The 15,519-nt window shown below is 68.4% G+C and carries 15 protein-coding genes; 6 read left to right on the forward strand and 9 right to left on the reverse strand.

The window, feature by feature from the left end:
• Positions 1 to 563 precede the first annotated feature (563 nt).
• From ACZ63F_RS16470 to ACZ63F_RS16485, 4 genes are all read right to left on the reverse strand, one after another.
• Entirely contained in the window at positions 564 to 1,160 is a 597-nt protein-coding gene (locus ACZ63F_RS16470) for a hypothetical protein (protein WP_469711729.1), read from the reverse strand.
• 64 nt (positions 1,161 to 1,224) lie between these two features.
• Entirely contained in the window at positions 1,225 to 5,763 is a 4,539-nt protein-coding gene (locus tag ACZ63F_RS16475; RefSeq protein ID WP_469711730.1) for a DUF6531 domain-containing protein, read from the reverse strand.
• 116 nt (positions 5,764 to 5,879) lie between these two features.
• Entirely contained in the window at positions 5,880 to 6,335 is a 456-nt protein-coding gene (locus ACZ63F_RS16480) for a hypothetical protein (protein ID WP_469711731.1), read from the reverse strand.
• A 13-nt stretch (positions 6,336 to 6,348) separates the two neighbouring features.
• Entirely contained in the window at positions 6,349 to 6,996 is a 648-nt protein-coding gene (locus tag ACZ63F_RS16485) for a hypothetical protein (RefSeq protein ID WP_469712044.1), read from the reverse strand.
• A 79-nt stretch (positions 6,997 to 7,075) separates the two neighbouring features.
• Here ACZ63F_RS16485 and ACZ63F_RS16490 point away from each other — a divergent pair, with 79 nt between their 5' ends.
• Positions 7,076 to 7,426 carry a hypothetical protein gene (locus ACZ63F_RS16490; RefSeq protein ID WP_352359661.1) on the forward strand — a complete coding sequence of 117 codons (351 nt, stop codon included), beginning with the start codon at positions 7,076 to 7,078 and terminating at the stop codon, positions 7,424 to 7,426.
• On the opposite strand, the gene ACZ63F_RS16495 is transcribed toward ACZ63F_RS16490, so the two are convergent.
• Genes ACZ63F_RS16495 through ACZ63F_RS16505 form a run of 3 tightly spaced genes read right to left on the reverse strand, consistent with a single transcriptional unit; the run spans position 7,384 to position 9,145 of the window.
• Positions 7,384 to 8,049 carry a hypothetical protein gene (locus ACZ63F_RS16495; RefSeq protein ID WP_469711732.1) on the reverse strand — a complete coding sequence of 222 codons (666 nt, stop codon included), beginning with the start codon at positions 8,047 to 8,049 and terminating at the stop codon, positions 7,384 to 7,386. The genes ACZ63F_RS16490 and ACZ63F_RS16495 overlap by 43 nt on opposite strands.
• Positions 8,046 to 8,273: a DUF397 domain-containing protein gene (locus tag ACZ63F_RS16500; protein ID WP_469711733.1), complete on the reverse strand. Its 228-nt coding sequence runs from the start codon at positions 8,271 to 8,273 to the stop codon at positions 8,046 to 8,048. Before ACZ63F_RS16500 ends, ACZ63F_RS16495 begins: the two co-directional genes overlap by 4 nt.
• Positions 8,270 to 9,145, reverse strand: coding sequence for a helix-turn-helix domain-containing protein (locus tag ACZ63F_RS16505; protein ID WP_469711734.1), 876 nt, complete (start codon positions 9,143 to 9,145; stop codon positions 8,270 to 8,272). Before ACZ63F_RS16505 ends, ACZ63F_RS16500 begins: the two co-directional genes overlap by 4 nt.
• Positions 9,146 to 9,301: 156 nt before the next feature.
• Here ACZ63F_RS16505 and ACZ63F_RS16510 point away from each other — a divergent pair, with 156 nt between their 5' ends.
• The 5 genes from ACZ63F_RS16510 to ACZ63F_RS16530 all read left to right on the forward strand — a co-directional run bounded on the left by ACZ63F_RS16510 (position 9,302) and on the right by ACZ63F_RS16530 (position 11,906).
• Positions 9,302 to 9,736, forward strand: a complete 435-nt coding sequence (locus ACZ63F_RS16510; RefSeq protein ID WP_469711736.1) for an ATP-binding protein — start codon at positions 9,302 to 9,304, stop codon at positions 9,734 to 9,736.
• Positions 9,737 to 9,999: 263 nt separating this feature from the next.
• Positions 10,000 to 10,152, forward strand: coding sequence for a hypothetical protein (locus ACZ63F_RS16515; RefSeq protein ID WP_469711738.1), 153 nt, complete (start codon positions 10,000 to 10,002; stop codon positions 10,150 to 10,152).
• Positions 10,153 to 10,253: 101 nt separating this feature from the next.
• Positions 10,254 to 10,493, forward strand: a complete 240-nt coding sequence (locus ACZ63F_RS16520) for a hypothetical protein (protein ID WP_469711739.1) — start codon at positions 10,254 to 10,256, stop codon at positions 10,491 to 10,493.
• Between the two features lie 53 nt (positions 10,494 to 10,546).
• The gene (locus ACZ63F_RS16525; protein ID WP_469711741.1) at positions 10,547 to 10,711 is read left to right on the forward strand and encodes a hypothetical protein; all 165 of its coding nucleotides are present in this window, start codon (positions 10,547 to 10,549) and stop codon (positions 10,709 to 10,711) included.
• A gap of 175 nt (positions 10,712 to 10,886) precedes the next feature.
• Positions 10,887 to 11,906 (forward strand): hypothetical protein, encoded by a 1,020-nt coding sequence (locus ACZ63F_RS16530; RefSeq protein WP_469711742.1) that lies wholly within the window; start codon positions 10,887 to 10,889, stop codon positions 11,904 to 11,906.
• An 87-nt stretch (positions 11,907 to 11,993) separates the two neighbouring features.
• Here the strand turns inward: ACZ63F_RS16530 and tuf are convergent, their stop codons facing one another.
• Together tuf and fusA are read right to left on the reverse strand one after the other, a co-directional pair.
• On the reverse strand, positions 11,994 to 13,187 hold the full coding sequence (tuf, locus tag ACZ63F_RS16535) for an elongation factor Tu (protein ID WP_352359669.1): 1,194 nt from the start codon (positions 13,185 to 13,187) through the stop codon (positions 11,994 to 11,996).
• A gap of 169 nt (positions 13,188 to 13,356) precedes the next feature.
• The gene (gene fusA / locus ACZ63F_RS16540; protein ID WP_351957571.1) at positions 13,357 to 15,483 is read right to left on the reverse strand and encodes an elongation factor G; all 2,127 of its coding nucleotides are present in this window, start codon (positions 15,481 to 15,483) and stop codon (positions 13,357 to 13,359) included.
• Positions 15,484 to 15,519: the final 36 nt, after the last annotated feature.

Consider the following 15,519-nt stretch of genomic DNA (forward strand, 5'->3'; position numbering starts at 1 on the left):
GCCGAAGTACACCCGGGCACGTAGGACGACCTTCGCCTTTCTGCGGTCCCTGCTGGCCCACGAACTGGGGGCGTTCTGCGTATTGCCGAGGAACTGCTTGCCCTCTCCAGGCAGGAGCAGGATGAGCTGACCCGACTCCTCGACCGCATACCTGCCCCAGCCAAGGTCTCCTCGACCGCCATCGACCGGGCTTCCTGGGACCCAGGAGCACCAGGGTCCCTGAAGGGAGGGTCAGGCAATGCATCAAGGCTGACGGGGAGCTGCACCGCGTCCGGGAAAAATGGACGAGGGACTGCGCGGGCTCACCCACCAGCACGACCGCATGCCCGCTGCGAGGGCTGCGAGCGCGCGATCCGCACACCCGCACCCGGCTCCTACTGCCGTGAGTGCCGTGAGGCGGGTCTGGGCGTCAGCACAGCCGCGTGACCCCCGGGTCACCGGCCGCCTGGACGTCCAGGTGGCCGGGCAACTCCGTGAGACGGGTCAGCCGCCTCTCACTGGACTCCGACTCCGTGCCGTGCACGACGGCACCCGAGAGGCCTCGGCTGTCCGGGCCGTGCCGGTCAGACGGACTCCAGCAAGCGCTCCAGTTCCTGGTCGTAGGCCCGGTAACCCTCCTTCCCGGCTTCAGGCGCGCCGGACTGGGGGTGGAGAATGCCCGGGAGATGACCGACGCGCCACATGCGATGGACCAGTTCAGGCGTGCGCGCACCGGTCGGATCCACCAAATCGGTGGCAGTGCTCAGGAGTTGGGCGATGCGCCGGGCACCGGGTTCGGCGTCCGTACCGGCCGCGACGGCCGCGTTCACCAGGGCCTGGAGAACGTTGACGAGCTGCAGGTCCGCCGCCATACGACACATGCGCCGCACGATGGCCGGTTCCTCCAGCCTCTCCAGTGGCTGCGGGACGCCGGTGACACCCGCCGACCACAGAAGCAGCGACGGCGCGGACACCTCGTGGTCGCGGAAGTAGCCCAGTTCGTCCGCGATGGCCATGGTCTCGTCACCGAATCCGCAGACCGCTCTGACGCCTTCGAGAAGGGCCAGCACCCGGTCACCGTTGTGATCCAGGAAGTCGGCCATCGAGACATCCGAAAGAGCCCAGCTGCCCGTGGAGTTCACCGCACCGACCTCCACCACCCCACCGAGCGGCCCGAACACCTCACGAGCGAGCACACTCTCGGGAACCGGGAATGCTCGTCCTGTCAAAATCACTCGCCCCATTCTAGAATTGACCCATCATATGCTGGATTACCGCATCCCTTTGCGGGAGGGCCCGTGGGGAACCCGCATTCAGGATATCCAGCCCCTCCGGAGTGTTCACGAAATACTCAGGCTGCTTTCCGGCGGGCCCACTGTGCTCCCGCAAGACCGATTCGGCGAATGACTTGGGTACCTCGGTTCGCACAACCACCCCTTCGGGACCAGCATACTGAGTGGCTGCCCTGCTGAAATCATCCGTCAAGTACACGCCGGTGTCCGGCGTGTACTGGCGCTGCAAATCTCCCGAACTGCCCAGCGAGAATTTGTCACCGGTCCAGTTTTTCGAGCCATGGTAGAGGACGACGGTTTCCTCTTCGCATGACATGAGGCCCAGCGGGTCGATCTGCCGCCATGGATTGGTGACGTACCCATAGGGGTTCGGAGCAGGTGCCAGGCCGAGCGGGTCGAGCGATGTGTATCGCGCGGTCTCCGGATCGTAGTACCGGTGGAAGTTGTAGTGCAGACCGGACTCAAAGTCCTGGTACTGCCCGGGAAAACGCAGCGGTGTGTAAGCCTCGCACCCTCTCGGAGCAAAGGTCGCGCCCCATGTCGTCCGCCGTGCGCGCCAGGCCACCGAACCCTGGGGATCGACGAGTTCGGTGGGCGTTCCGACCAGGTCGGTGACGATCGCGAAGAACCGGGAGTCGATCTCCTCCTGGGTCGCCGGGTCGGTCAGCCGCTCGGTCTGCGTGAGGGGGCGTGGGCCGTCGTGGTCCCAGGTGAGGGTGACCGGGCGCGGTATCGCCGGGCCGTGGGTGGTCTGCTCGGCGAGGGTGGCCCCGTCCCAGGTGAAGTCCGTGCGCTCCACGACCGTACGGCCGTCGTCGCCGAGGCGTTCCTTGGCCGTTCGCCGGCCGAGGGGGTCGTAGAGGTAGCGCCAGACGGTGCCGTCCGGGGTCACCACGGAGGTGAGGCGGTCTTCGGCATCCCACGAGTACCGCCATATGTCGGGTTTCCGGGACAGCCTGGTCCTACGGCGCTCGACCACACGTCCGGCCACGTCATAGACGTAGCGGGTGGCGCCTGCCCGGTGCAGACGGGTTCCGGTGTAGGCCCGGTCGCCCGTCGCTCCTTCGGCTCCCGGGTATCCGGCCCAGGTGGCGGAGGCGATGTGCCCGGCCACGTCATAGACGTAGCTCTCCCTGCGGTCCCCGGCCTGGATGCCGCGTACCCGCCCCATGACGTCGATGTCCAGTGCGACCGGGCCGTCCAGCGCGTCCGTGATCCCCGTGAGATGGCCGTCCGGTCCGTAGGCGTAGCTGCGGCTCTGGACCAGCCGATCTCCCACGTCCCATCGCTGTTGGGAGGGCCGTCCGTTCGCGCCCCATGACTGGCTGAAACGCAGGGAGCCGTCGATCAGGCGGCTGATCTCCTGGCCTGCCGCGTCGTTCGCGAACTCGATGACGTGCCCGGAGCTGTCCAGGCCGATCGTGCGTCCGACGGCGTCGTAGCTGTACCGTGCCCGCGCTCCGGACGGCGTGCCGCGCTCGACGCGGCGCCCCGAGGCGTCGTACGCGGAGACCAGCGCCCGCCCGTCGACTCGCTCGACGACGGTCCGCCCGGCACGGTCACGCTCGAACCGGAGATCGCAGTCCGGGCCCGCGGCTCGGACGAGTCGGCCCATCGCGTCGTGCCCGTAGGTCGTCGTCTCACCGCCGACCGTCCTGGCGACAAGCCGGCCCATGACGTCGTAGGCGTAGTCGACGCTCTGTCCCGCCGGGTTCACCCGCCTGCCTACCCGGCCGACGGCATCGTGCTCGTACACCGTGCGCTGTTCGTCGAAGTCCGACTCGGCCACGAGGCGACCCGCGGCGTCGTACGTGTACCTCCAGTGCAGACCCAGCGGGCTGCTCACATCCGTGAGCCGGAGCGACGCGTCATAGTCGAACTCGTACCGGCCGCCGTCGGGGACGGTCTGTGCCGTCAGCAGATCGAAGGGACCGTATTCGAAGGTCGTCCGCGCACCGCCCGGTGCGGTGTGAGAGGTGCAGTTCCCCTCACCGTCGTAGCTCCAGCTCTCCTCCGAGCCATCCGGGGCGACCACCCGGGAGATCCGGCCCTCGGCCGTCCACCAGAGACTCGTGGTCCGCCCCAGCGGATCGGTGACTGCGCTGAGCCGGCCAAAGGCGTCGTAGGTGCGGGTTGAACGATCGCCCAAGGCGCTGACAGTCTCGACACGCAGGCCGGCCGGATCACACCGCACATGGGTCGTGGCACCGAGCGGGTCCGTGACCGACTCCAATGACCCACGGTCGTCGTACGTGAACCGGGTTTGACTCCCGTCGGGGGCGGTGGAAGACACCCGGTTGCCCCGGGTGTCGTAGCTGTGCTCCCAGAACGTCCCGTCCGGGAGACCTACCCGAACCGGCAGTTGGAGTGTGCCGTACTCCACCGTGATCGCACCGCCGTCAGGCAGCGCAACCCGCGTCGGCTTACCGACGGCGTTGTTCTCGTATCGGGTCACGGCCCCGAGCGCGTCAGTGCGCGAGAGCAGGTGATGATCTCGGTCGTATTCGGTACGGGTGGTGTTCCCGAGAGGATCGATCTCAGCGACGACCTGGGTGTCGTCGTTGACGACGAAGCGGGACACCGCGCCTTCCGCGGTGACATACGTGGTGATTCGACAGCCCGGCCAGGCGGGCTCCACGCTGTCGTACGCGAACGTCCCGGCGAGGTGTCCGGCCTCGCCTCGCTGTTCGACACACCGGTCACGGTCGTCGTAGGCGTACGAGTAACGGCTGCCGTTCCGGTCGGTCCACGAGGTGACGCGCAGACGCTCGTCGTAAGCGAATGTAAGGGCGCTGCCAGAGGAATCGACGACACCGGTGAGACCGCCGTCGGTGTACCCGTAGCCCCTCACCAGGACATCCGAGCCGTCCTCAGCCCCACCGACCAGGCTCATCGAGGTGACACGGCCTTCATCGGCCGTAAAGGCGAGGTGGTACCCGCCCGAGTGACGCATTGCCAGTGGCGTGCCGGCGGTGTCGTACTCGAAGGTAATGCGGTTGGTGTTGCGGTCGGCTATCTCGGTGATGTGTGCCGTGCCGTCAGCGAGCGGTGCGAAGCGGCGGGTGAGTCCGGTGTGCGGGTCCTCCACACGGTAGGTTCCGTCGGCTTCCCGGACGAGGGACAGCCTGGGTCCGGTGACGGGGAACCACGACCGGCTCTCGGCGTCCGCGACACGGTAGAGCAGCAGCATCCCGTCTTCCGTGACAAAGACGATCTCCCCATCGCCGATCTCCAGGCGCTGGTCCAGCGTGGAGGTCCAACCGGGACCGAACCACCAGCCGCATCGATATCCCGACGAGACCCTCCGGACGAATGCCAGGGGAAGGGTTCCGGGAAGGGAGACATCCGTCTCGGTGAGGAACATCTCGCCCGTCGCCACATCGACGGGGTCACCACACCCCTTGATTTTGGTCTTCAGCCGGTTGAAGGCACCCTTGGCACCGTCCTCCAACATGCCGCGGGCGTTCTTGCCCAGCCCGCGGACGGCGAGGCTCATGGCCTTCATGCCGCCGCGGAGGTTCTTCATCTCCTTAAGCCCCTTGGCGATCTTGCCGAGGCTGGTGATGCCCTTGCCGCCCGGTATGCAGTCCAGCGCGGCGAACGCCACGTCCCACAGCGACGCCTGGCCTTTGGAGTATTTGTAGAGCGTGTCCGCGAGCACGACGAGCGCGGCCACCAGCACGATCGCACCGAGGATCGGCCCGCCGATGATCATCGCGATGATCCCGACGACGGCGACGACGACCTTGCAGACGGTGACGATGGTGTCCCAGTTGTCCTCGAACCAGTGCCCGACGTCCTGCCACCAGTGCCGGTTCGGGATCCCCGCGTCCGAGGCCTCGTCGATCTTCCGCTTCGCCTCACCCGCCGCGTCATCACGCATCTTGCGGGCGTCCTCGGCCATCTTCTTCGCGGCGTCAAGGGCGCTCTGCGCGGTGGTGACGTCCGACTGGGCCTTGGTGTGCGCGGACTTGGCGCTCTGCACGTCCCGGGTGGCGGCCCGCACCTTGCCCTCGTCCGGCTGGTCGGCGTCCGACTTGCTGCCGGTGGGATCGTCCTTGTACTTGTCGGCTTCCTTCGTGGCCCGGGTGACCCAGGAATCGGCCGAGGAGAGCCGGGACTTGGCCGAGGACAGGTCCGACTGCGCCTCCTTCGCCTTGGCCAGGGCCTTGTCGGCCAGCGCCTGCGCCCGCTCCAGCTTCGGCCAGTAGTCCGCGAGGGCGTCCCCGCACATCTCGTAGGACTTCTTCAGCTTCTTCAGGTTCTTCGGAACGTCCTTGAACTGCTCCTTGAACACCTCGGCCGACTTGCCGGCCCACTGCAGGAGGGTGTCCTCACCGGCCATGCCCTTGACCAGACGCAGCGCGTCGGAGACGTCGTCGGCGAAGGAGTGCAGCTGCTGGGCGAGGGTGCGGACGCGCTGCGGGTCACCCGGAGTGGGGTCCCTGTCCAGGTCGAGTGGATGCCAGTCCGCCGGTCGGTACCCCGCCATGTCCCCGCAACCCCCGTCGCGTACGCCCCGTCAACAAGCCTGTGCACACGCGAACTTACAAGGAACGGCCGTTCGAGGTGAAGCCCGACGGCCGAGTCGGCCGTGCCGACACGGGCTCACCGTCGGCGTCCGCGCAAGGTCCGCTGGCCGTCCTGGATGGCGTCCACGGAGCGGAGCCACCAGTGCTCCACCGTGCCGCGCACGGTCACGTACACCCACCGGCGCTTGAACCACAGTGGCAGGTTCCGGAACGGCACGAAGGCGAGCGTGTCGTCGATCGCGTCCTCGGCCGGGCCGCCCGGCCTCTCGGCGCGCAGCGCCGCAAACAGCTCCGGGGTCAGCCGGCCGTTGAGCCGCGCCGCGGTACCTGCCGCGGTGAAGGCGTACCCCCGCTCGCCCTGGTCCGGGAGGTTCAGCACCCGCAGGATCCGAGGGGACACCTCCTCCAGCGGGCAGTGGAACGCCAGGCCGATCACCGCCGTGCCCAGGCGGGACTCGCCGCGTTCGAGGGCGGCGTCCCACTCCGCGGGGTCGTCAAGGCTCAGCAGGCCCTCGCCGGTCTCCCAGTCCAAGGAACCGGTCCGCTCAGTCCGCGAACCGGAACGTCGACGTGATCGCGTCGAAGATGTCGAAGAAGGAGTCGGCGAGGTCGAGGACCTGGCTGCTGCCGGCCACCAGCGCGACCTTGCCCTCCTGGCCGGGGACCGGGATGAAGGTCTGCATCAGGACCGCGCGGATCGTGCGGCCCAGGCTGTCCTCGGGGACCGGGATGTCCTCGATGCCGTAGGTGCGCGCTGCCGGGCCGACGCCGGGGATGTCCACGGTCGTGACCTTGCGCCAGGAGTCGCCCTCCCCGTGGGCCTCCTTGGGGGCGAGCTGGGCGGCGATGGCGGCCGGGTCGTTGGAGAGCGGTGCGCCCTCACGGGTGCGGCCGCCGACCAGCGAGACCGTGACCGATCCGGTGATCGGGGTGTCCCCGCCGAAGCTCTCCGCCATGCAGCCGCAGTACATCGCGCCGGACTTCCAGGCGTCGGCCGCGGACTTGCGCAGGAAGCCGACGTACGTGTCCCGGTACTGGGCCAGCTCCGGGTGCTGGGCGATGCGCTCGTTCACCATCCGCCGGATCGAGTCGTCCCGCGACTCCGGCCGCACGTCGAACTCCCACCACGACTCCGGCACCTTGATCCGGAAGCCGCCGCGCTCGATCGTGAGCGTCTCCATGTAGCGGGCCATGCTGTACGCCACCCCTCCCCCGATGATCTGATATACGGTGCGGCCCAGACTACGAGACGCGCGAACGGGGGACGGTCACGTGGGCAACGGCAAGAGCGATCTCGCCATACCGCTGAGCGAGCTTGAGGACTACGGACGCAAGCTGCGCTCCATCAAGGAACGCCTCAACCACACCAAGAAGATGTTCGAGTCCTACAAGGACGACGTCGGCAGCGGCACGGTCTACGACGCGCTCGACGACTTCGAGTCCAACTGGCACGACGGCCGCGAGGACATCACCAAGCAGATCGACTCCCTCGCCGACATGTCCGACACCGTGGTCCGCGAGTTCAAGAAGCTGGACGACGACCTCGCGAAGAAGGCGAAGGACGCGGTACGGCCGGAGGGTCAGCAGCAACCGCAGGGTGGCGGCGGGAACAAGGCGGAATAGCCGCGCCCCGGCGGACCGGCGCCGAGCAGTTCCTCCAGCGTCCCGTCGTACGACCGGAACCCCGCCTTGACCGGGTCCGGAGTGGGTGAGTCCGGGCGGAGCGTCGACGGCATGCGGGCGACTCGCCACATGCGGTGGACGTGGGACGGGGTGACATTGCCGGTCGGGTCGGCCAGGTCACAGGCGGCGGTGAGGATCTCGGTGACCTGGGGTGCGCCCGTGGCGGCGTCCGCCCCGGCATCGAGGGCCACTCCCACCAACCTGTCCAGGAACTCGGTCAGTTGGAGGTCTGCCGCCATGCGGCACATGCGGCGCACGACCGACGGCGCCGGGTCGTGGAGGCCCGCGATCCCCGTCACTCCGGCGGACCAGAGGACGAGGAGCGGCGCGGACAGGTCGTAGTCGCGGAAGTAGCCCGTCTCGTCGGCGGTCGCCTGGGCCTCCTCACGGTCGAAGGCGCAGAGCGAGCAGACGGCGGCGAAGAGGCGGTCCCACTCTCGCCGCCTGCCGTCCAGGAACGCGCCGACCGAGACGTCGGCGAACGACCAGGTGCCGGTGGCATTCAGCGCGCCCACGGCCACGACCGCCCCGAGCGGCGCGAACAGCTCGCGGGCGTACCTCACGCGCCGGTGGCGGCCGCGTGGGAGAGGAAGGCCGTCCAGGTGGCGGGCGGGAAGGTGAGGTGGGGGCCGCGGGAGGGGGTCGCGGTGTTCTTGGAGTCGCGGATGTGAACGGTGGTGGGGCCGGTGGCGACTTCGACACAGGAGTCGCCTTCGCTGCCGCTGCTGTAGCTGCTCTTGAACCACGTCAGACCGGAGGCGTCCTCGGCCGTGGTCTTGCGGATCATGTCTCCCCCAGCAGTTGTTCGATGAAGGCCGTCGACTCACGTGGCGTGAGCGCCTGCGCCCGGATGATGCCGTACCGCAGTTCAAGGATACGGAGCTGCTTCGCATCGGACACCGGTCGGCCGTTGGCCACTGCCGGCGAACGCCCCACCGCCGAGCCGTCCTCGGACTTCAGCACCTCGATTCCGCCATCGACCCCGGCGTGCTCCTCACGGTCCATCGGCATCACCTGAAGCTCGACGTTCCGCAACTGCGCGGCCTCCAGCAGGTGTTCCAGCTGCTGACGGAGCACCGCCCGCCCGCCGAGCGGACGCCGCAGCGTCCACTCCTCCAGGACGAAGCTGAGTTCGGGCGCCGGGTCCCGCTCGAAGACGGCCTTGCGGGCCACCCGCGCGGCGATGAACCGCTCCACCTCGTCCCCGGTGTACGCCGGGCGACGCATCAGGAGCAGCCCGCGCGCGTATTCGGGTGTCTGCAGCAAGCCGTGGACGTTGAGCGGGTCGTAGAGCTGGAGCTCGACCGCCCTCGCCTCAAGCTGCGCCAGGTCCCGCACCTTCTTGGGGTACCGGACCCGCCGTACGTCCTCCTTCATCGCCGAGAGCAGCCCTTCCGCCCCCAGCACCTCGTCCGCCTTGTCCAGATACTCCGGCCGGGGAATCCGCTTCCCACCTTCGATCTTGTAGACCATGTCCTCGCCGTACCCGACCGCCACCCCGAACTCGGCGGCCCGCATCCCCACCGCCTCCCGCCGCAGCTTCAGCTGCCGCCCGACGGTCGCGATGACCGCGACACCCCAGTCGTCATCGGGATCCACCTCCCAACCCGGCTCGTCCGCCTCGTGCTTGAGCCGCGCCACCGCGCCGTCCACACTCATCCCGCACCCCTCCGCCGTACGACCGTGCCTCGACGACGCCCTACCCGTACGCCCGTGTCCGACAGCCCGGACAGCACCGGACAAGCAGCGGACAGTGACCGTACGCAACGGCTCCGTCACTGTTCACGGTAGGCACGCGCGGCCACGCTGAGTGATGTGAACCAGGAAATCTCCACCCCCCTCGACTGCCCGATCCGCAACTTCAGCGTGCTGCTGTCACCCACCCGCAGAGGAGCCCGGCTGGCGCGGCTGCTGGCGACCGAGCAACTGCGGTCGTGGGGGCTGCCGTCGGAGGACGCGGCGCACGTCGTCGCGGAACTGGCGGCCAACGCGGCGACACACGGGCGGACGGCGGGCCGTGGATTCCGGCTGCTGATGTACGTCGTCGGGAACACCGTCCGCATCGAGGTGACGGACACCTGCGAGGAGCGCGGCCCCCGCCTGCACCTCCCCTCCGGGGAGGACGAGAACGGCCGCGGACTGGTGATCGTCGAGGCCCTCGCCGACCGCTGGGGCGTCTCCCTCGGACCCCGCCCCCGCAAGACCGTCTGGGCCGAACTGACCGTCACGCGATCCGCCGCGAGACGGTGACGCCCGCCGCCAAGTACTTGAAAACCCCAGGGAAATCCCCCTCCCCAACCCCACCCGCCTCCCCGCCGCCGCCTGTCACTCTCCGGAGTGAACATGGCCAACTGGGCTGAATTCGGTGCCGGTTGCCCGGCATATGCTCGCCGCGACACACCGGGTGACCGTGCGAGCACGCAGACGGCCACCCCCGCACAGACGACGGCCCCCGGCCGGGACTAGCGATCCCGATCGAGGGCCTGACCACCTAGGAAGCCACAACCTTCCCGATGGATACAGAGCACACTGGCGCGCCCTCGCGCGCCCGGTCAGCCGTTCCCGCGGCGAACCCCTCGTACGGGGTGACCCACGTCAACGTCCGGCTCACCACGCGGTACACGGTGGTCGACAACCGCCTTCTCCAGCACCGCGAACTCTCCTGAAGGGCCTGCAGGCCGACGACGAAGACACCGCGAGCATCTCCATCGAGCTCACCGAACAAGGCCTGGGCAAGACACCGGCCGCGGACCTCTGGAGGCACCTCATGGCCGTCGACCTCTCCATCTTCCAGTCCGAGACGGCCCAGGCCTTGCGCGCCGAAGGCCTCTCCAACGGCCTCTCCGAAGCCCTCCTCGTCGTCCTCGCCGGACGCGGCGTCCACATCAGCGACGAAGCCCGCCGACGCATCACCACCTGCGACGACCACGACACCCTCACCACCTGGCTCACCCGCGCCGCCACCGCCACCACCACGGCCGAGCTCTTCGCCCACGCGGAAGGCTGAGCGGGCCGTCCCCCATTCCGTTCTCCCGTGGACGGCCCCCTCCGGGGCACGAGATGTCGGTGCTCCGCGGCGCCCGGCAGGTGCTGAAGCGGGACCGGCCGACCCTGGTGATGGAGGCCTTGGCCGACGCCGACCGCAAGGACCTCGTCGCCGACTTCGAACCCCTCGGCTACGACGTCCGCTGGATCGCCGAGCACGACGGCGCTCTGGTGCCCTGAAACGAGCCCCGGCCACCGCACACCCGCAACCTGCTCTTCGCTCCACGCGACTGAGCCCTGACCGCACCGCACTGAGGCTGTCCCCACCCCCGACCCACCCGTCCGCCGGATGGTCGGGATCCCTCGGCGTCCTGCACCGTGAGGTGCTGTCAGACCCGGCCGGTAGCCTCCCGCCATGACGACCCGTACGACGCCGCCCCGCCCCCTGGACATCACCGCGGTCTTCCCCGAACTGGCCCCGCTCGCCCGCACCGCCATCCGCCTGCATCCCCGCGCCGGTGCGCCCACCGCAGCCGGCAGTTCCGTCGGCGGGCCCCTGCTGTGGCCGGCCGAGGAGCCGTGGCCGACCTGTCCGGAGCATGCGGGTCCCTGGCAGCGCGGTGTGGCGCCGGACGATGTCCACGCCGGCCGGCGCGTCCTGCGCGAGGCCTGGGCCCGGCCGCGCGCCGAGGGCGCCGACCTGCTGACCGCGGAGGAGCGCGCGCTGGTCGACCGGGGGACCACGCCGTACCGGGCAGCCTTGGACGGGCCGGTGCCGCTGGTGCCGGTCGCGCAGATACGTGCCGCTGATGTGCCGGCGCTGCCCCGGCCCGAGGGCGCCGATCTGCTCCAGGTGCTGTGGTGCGCCTTCGACCATCCCGAGGACGACTACGCACCGAGGGTCGAGCTGCGTTGGCGCCGGGCCGCCGATGTCGTGACCGCGCTCGCCGCTCCCCCGCGGCCCGCCGTCATCGGCAGCGACGACTATCTGCCCGAGCCGTGTGTGCTGCACCCCGAGACCGTCACCGAGTACCCGGCCCCGCACGAGCTGCCTCAGGAACTGGCGGACCGGATCCACGAGTGGGAGGAGGGCACCGAGGGCGAGGACGAGGAGCCGGAGGTCTGCTACCAGTACGACCTGGCCGTCGCCCCGGGATGGAAGCTCGGGGGACACGCGCCCTGGAGTTTCTCCGACCCGTTCCCCATGGCCTGCGCCGAGTGCGGCGCCGGGGTGCGGCCCCTGCTCACGATCGACGGCACCGAGTGGGACGGCGGCAGCGGCAGCTGGGCGCCGGTCGAGGACGCGGGATACACCGGCTACCACTCCCTCGGACCGGCGATGGACACGCAGATCACCATCGGGCGCGGCTACAGCCTCCAGGTCTACGTGTGCGAGGCGTCGTACGACCATCCACCCGTGCAGAACATGCAGTGAGTCCCTGCCGAGACAGCGAAGAGGCCCGTACGACCGGAGTCGTACGGGCCTCTTCAGACCTGCCTGGTCAGCCCTTGCGGGCCGAGATCACTTGTTGATCTTGGTGACCTGGCCGGCGCCGACCGTGCGGCCACCCTCGCGGATGGCGAACTTCAGGCCCTCTTCCATGGCGACGGGCTGGATGAGCTCCACCTTCATCTCGGTGTTGTCACCCGGCATGACCATCTCGGTGCCCTCGGGGAGGGTCACGACGCCGGTCACGTCCGTCGTACGGAAGTAGAACTGCGGACGGTAGTTGTTGAAGAACGGCGTGTGGCGGCCACCCTCGTCCTTGGAGAGGATGTAGGCCTGCGCCTCGAACTCGGTGTGCGGGGTGACCGAGCCCGGCTTGATGATGACCTGGCCGCGCTCGACGTCCTCGCGCTTGATGCCACGGAGGAGCAGACCGACGTTCTCACCGGCCTGGCCCTCGTCGAGCAGCTTGCGGAACATCTCGATGCCGGTGACCGTGGTGGTGGTCTTCTCGGTCTTGATGCCGATGATGTCGACGGTCTCGTTGACCTTGAGGACACCACGCTCGATACGACCGGTGACGACGGTGCCACGACCGGTGATCGTGAAGACGTCCTCGATCGGCATCAGGAACGGCTTGTCGACGTCACGCTCGGGCTGCGGGATGGCCTCGTCGACGGCGGACATCAGGTCCAGGACGGACTGGGTCCACTGGGCGTCGCCCTCGAGCGCCTTGAGCGCCGAGACCTTGACGACCGGGACGTCGTCGCCCGGGAACTCGTACTCGGAGAGGAGCTCACGGACCTCGAGCTCGACGAGCTCCAGGATCTCCTCGTCGTCCACCATGTCGGCCTTGTTCAGGGCGACGACGATGTACGGAACGCCGACCTGGCGGGCCAGGAGCACGTGCTCCTTGGTCTGCGGCATCGGGCCGTCGGTGGCGGCCACGACCAGGATCGCGCCGTCCATCTGCGCGGCACCCGTGATCATGTTCTTGATGTAGTCCGCGTGACCGGGGCAGTCGACGTGCGCGTAGTGACGGGTCTCCGTCTGGTACTCGACGTGCGCGATGGAGATGGTGATACCGCGCTGACGCTCCTCGGGCGCCTTGTCGATGTTGTCGAACGCGGTCGCCTCGTTCAGGTCCGGGTACGCGTCGTGCAGCACCTTGGTAATGGCGGCCGTGAGGGTCGTCTTACCGTGGTCGATGTGACCGATGGTGCCGATGTTGACGTGCGGCTTAGTCCGCTCGAACTTCGCCTTCGCCACTGGGGTCCTCCTGGGAGTGGTTCTGTACGCCTGGGTTCAGTCGGCGCCAGGTGATCTTTGCTGTTGGGTCCCGGGCCCCGGGCCGTACCGCCACGAATGTGGAGGAACGACCCGTGAGGCTCCGGGGTCAAGCCTAAGGCGTGTGTGCGCGCCGCGTTAAACGCGGTACTTACTCGCCCTTGGCCTTCGCGATGATCTCCTCGGCGACGTTCCGCGGAACCTCGGCGTAGGAGTCGAACTGCATGGAGTAGCTGGCCCGGCCGGACGTCTTGCTGCGCAGGTCGCCGACGTAACCGAACATCTCCGAGAGGGGCACGAGGCCCTTCACGACGCGGGCACCGGCCCGCTCCTCCATGGCCTGGATCTGACCACGGCGGGAGTTGATGTCGCCGATGACCTCACCCATGTAGTCCTCGGGCGTGGTGACCTCGACGGCCATCATCGGCTCAAGGAGCACGGGGGACGCCTTGCGCGCGGCCTCCTTGAAGGCCTGCGAACCGGCGATCTTGAAGGCGAGCTCGGAGGAGTCGACCTCGTGGTAGGCACCGTCGTGCAGGATCACGCGGACACCGGTCATCTCGTAACCGGCGAGGATGCCGAACTGCATGGCCTCCTGCGCACCGGCGTCCACCGAAGGGATGTACTCCTTCGGGATGCGGCCACCGGTCACCTTGTTCACGAACTCGTACGACGTGTCGCCACCCTCGAGCGGCTCGATGCCGATCTGCACCTTCGCGAACTGACCGGTACCACCGGTCTGCTTCTTGTGGGTGTAGTCGACGCGCTCGACGGCCTTGCGGATCGTCTCGCGGTAGGCCACCTGCGGCTTGCCGACGTTGGCCTCGACCTTGAACTCACGGCGCATACGGTCGACCAGCACCTCGAGGTGCAGCTCGCCCATGCCGCCGATGATGGTCTGGCCGGTCTCCTCGTCCGAGTGGACCTGGAAGGACGGGTCCTCCTCGGCCAGGCGCTGGATCGCGACGCCCAGCTTCTCCTGGTCGCCCTTCGACTTGGGCTCGATGGCGACCTGGATGACCGGCGCCGGGAAGTCCATGGACTCCAGGATCACCGGCTGCTTGTCGTCGCACAGCGTCTCACCGGTCGTGGTCTGCTTGAGACCCATGACGGCGATGATGTCGCCGGCGCCCACCGACTCGATCTCCTCACGCTTGTTCGCGTGCATGCGGTAGATCTTGCCGATGCGCTCCTTCTTGCCCTTGACGGAGTTCAGCACGGCGGTGCCGGACTCCAGGCGGCCCGAGTAGACCCGGACGAAGGTGAGTTTGCCGAGGTGCGGGTCGCTCATGATCTTGAACGCCAGCGCGGACAGCGGCTCGTCGTCGGACGGCTTGCGCTTGACGACCTCCTCCGGGTCGTTCACGGCGTGGCCCTCGATGGCCTCGACGTCGAGCGGGGAGGGGAGGTAGCGCACGACCGCGTCGAGCAGGGGCTGAACGCCCTTGTTCTTGAACGCGGTACCGCAGAACACCGGGGTGACGGTGGTGCCGTCGGACTTGCCGGACGCGATGGTGATACGACGGATCGCGGCGTACAGCTGCTCCTCGGAGGGCTCCTCGCCCTCCAGGTACAGCTCCATGATCTCTTCGTCGTTCTCGGCCACGGCCTCCAGCAGCTTGCCGCGGTACTCCTCGGCAGCCTCGGTGTGGGTGGCCGGGATGTCGACGACGTCGTACATCTCGCCCTTGGTGGCCTCGGCGGACCACACGAGCGCCTTCATGCGGACGAGGTCCACGACGCCCTGGAAGTCGGCCTCGGCACCGATCGGGAGCTGCATGACGATCGGCTGAGCGCCCAGGCGGTCAGAGATCATGTCGACGCAGCGGTGGAACTCGGCACCGGTCCGGTCGAGCTTGTTGACGAAGCAGATACGCGGAACGCCGTAGCGGTCCGCCTGACGCCACACCGTCTCGGACTGCGGCTCGACACCGGCGACGCCGTCGAACACCGTCACGGCACCGTCGAGCACGCGCAGCGAACGCTCCACCTCTACGGTGAAGTCGACGTGGCCCGGGGTGTCGATGATGTTGATGGTGTGGTCGACGTCTTCCAGCGGCCAGTGACAGGTGGTGGCAGCAGAGGTGATCGTGATGCCACGCTCCTGCTCCTGCTCCATCCAGTCCATGGTGGCAGCGCCGTCGTGGACCTCACCGATCTTGTACGACACACCGGTGTAGAACAGGATCCGCTCGGTGGTGGTCGTCTTGCCCGCGTCGATGTGGGCCATGATCCCGATGTTGCGGACCTTGGCCAGGTCAAGTGAAGTGGTAGCCATAAGGCTTCGGTCTTCTCTCGGTCTCGATGGGGGTAG

The organism is Streptomyces sp. NPDC104761, assembly GCF_055583445.1.

Coding starts and splice junctions, on each gene's coding strand:
- ACZ63F_RS16475 (WP_469711730.1), bottom strand. CDS start 5,763: ATGGCGGGGTACCGACCGGCGGACTGGCATCCACTCGACCTGGACAGG.
- ACZ63F_RS16485 (WP_469712044.1), bottom strand. CDS start 6,996: ATGGCCCGCTACATGGAGACGCTCACGATCGAGCGCGGCGGCTTCCGG.
- ACZ63F_RS16500 (WP_469711733.1), bottom strand. CDS start 8,273: ATGATCCGCAAGACCACGGCCGAGGACGCCTCCGGTCTGACGTGGTTC.
- ACZ63F_RS16505 (WP_469711734.1), bottom strand. CDS start 9,145: ATGAGTGTGGACGGCGCGGTGGCGCGGCTCAAGCACGAGGCGGACGAG.
- ACZ63F_RS16515 (WP_469711738.1), top strand. CDS start 10,000: ATGGATACAGAGCACACTGGCGCGCCCTCGCGCGCCCGGTCAGCCGTT.
- ACZ63F_RS16520 (WP_469711739.1), top strand. CDS start 10,254: ATGGCCGTCGACCTCTCCATCTTCCAGTCCGAGACGGCCCAGGCCTTG.
- ACZ63F_RS16525 (WP_469711741.1), top strand. CDS start 10,547: ATGTCGGTGCTCCGCGGCGCCCGGCAGGTGCTGAAGCGGGACCGGCCG.
- ACZ63F_RS16530 (WP_469711742.1), top strand. CDS start 10,887: ATGACGACCCGTACGACGCCGCCCCGCCCCCTGGACATCACCGCGGTC.
- fusA (WP_351957571.1), bottom strand. CDS start 15,483: ATGGCTACCACTTCACTTGACCTGGCCAAGGTCCGCAACATCGGGATC.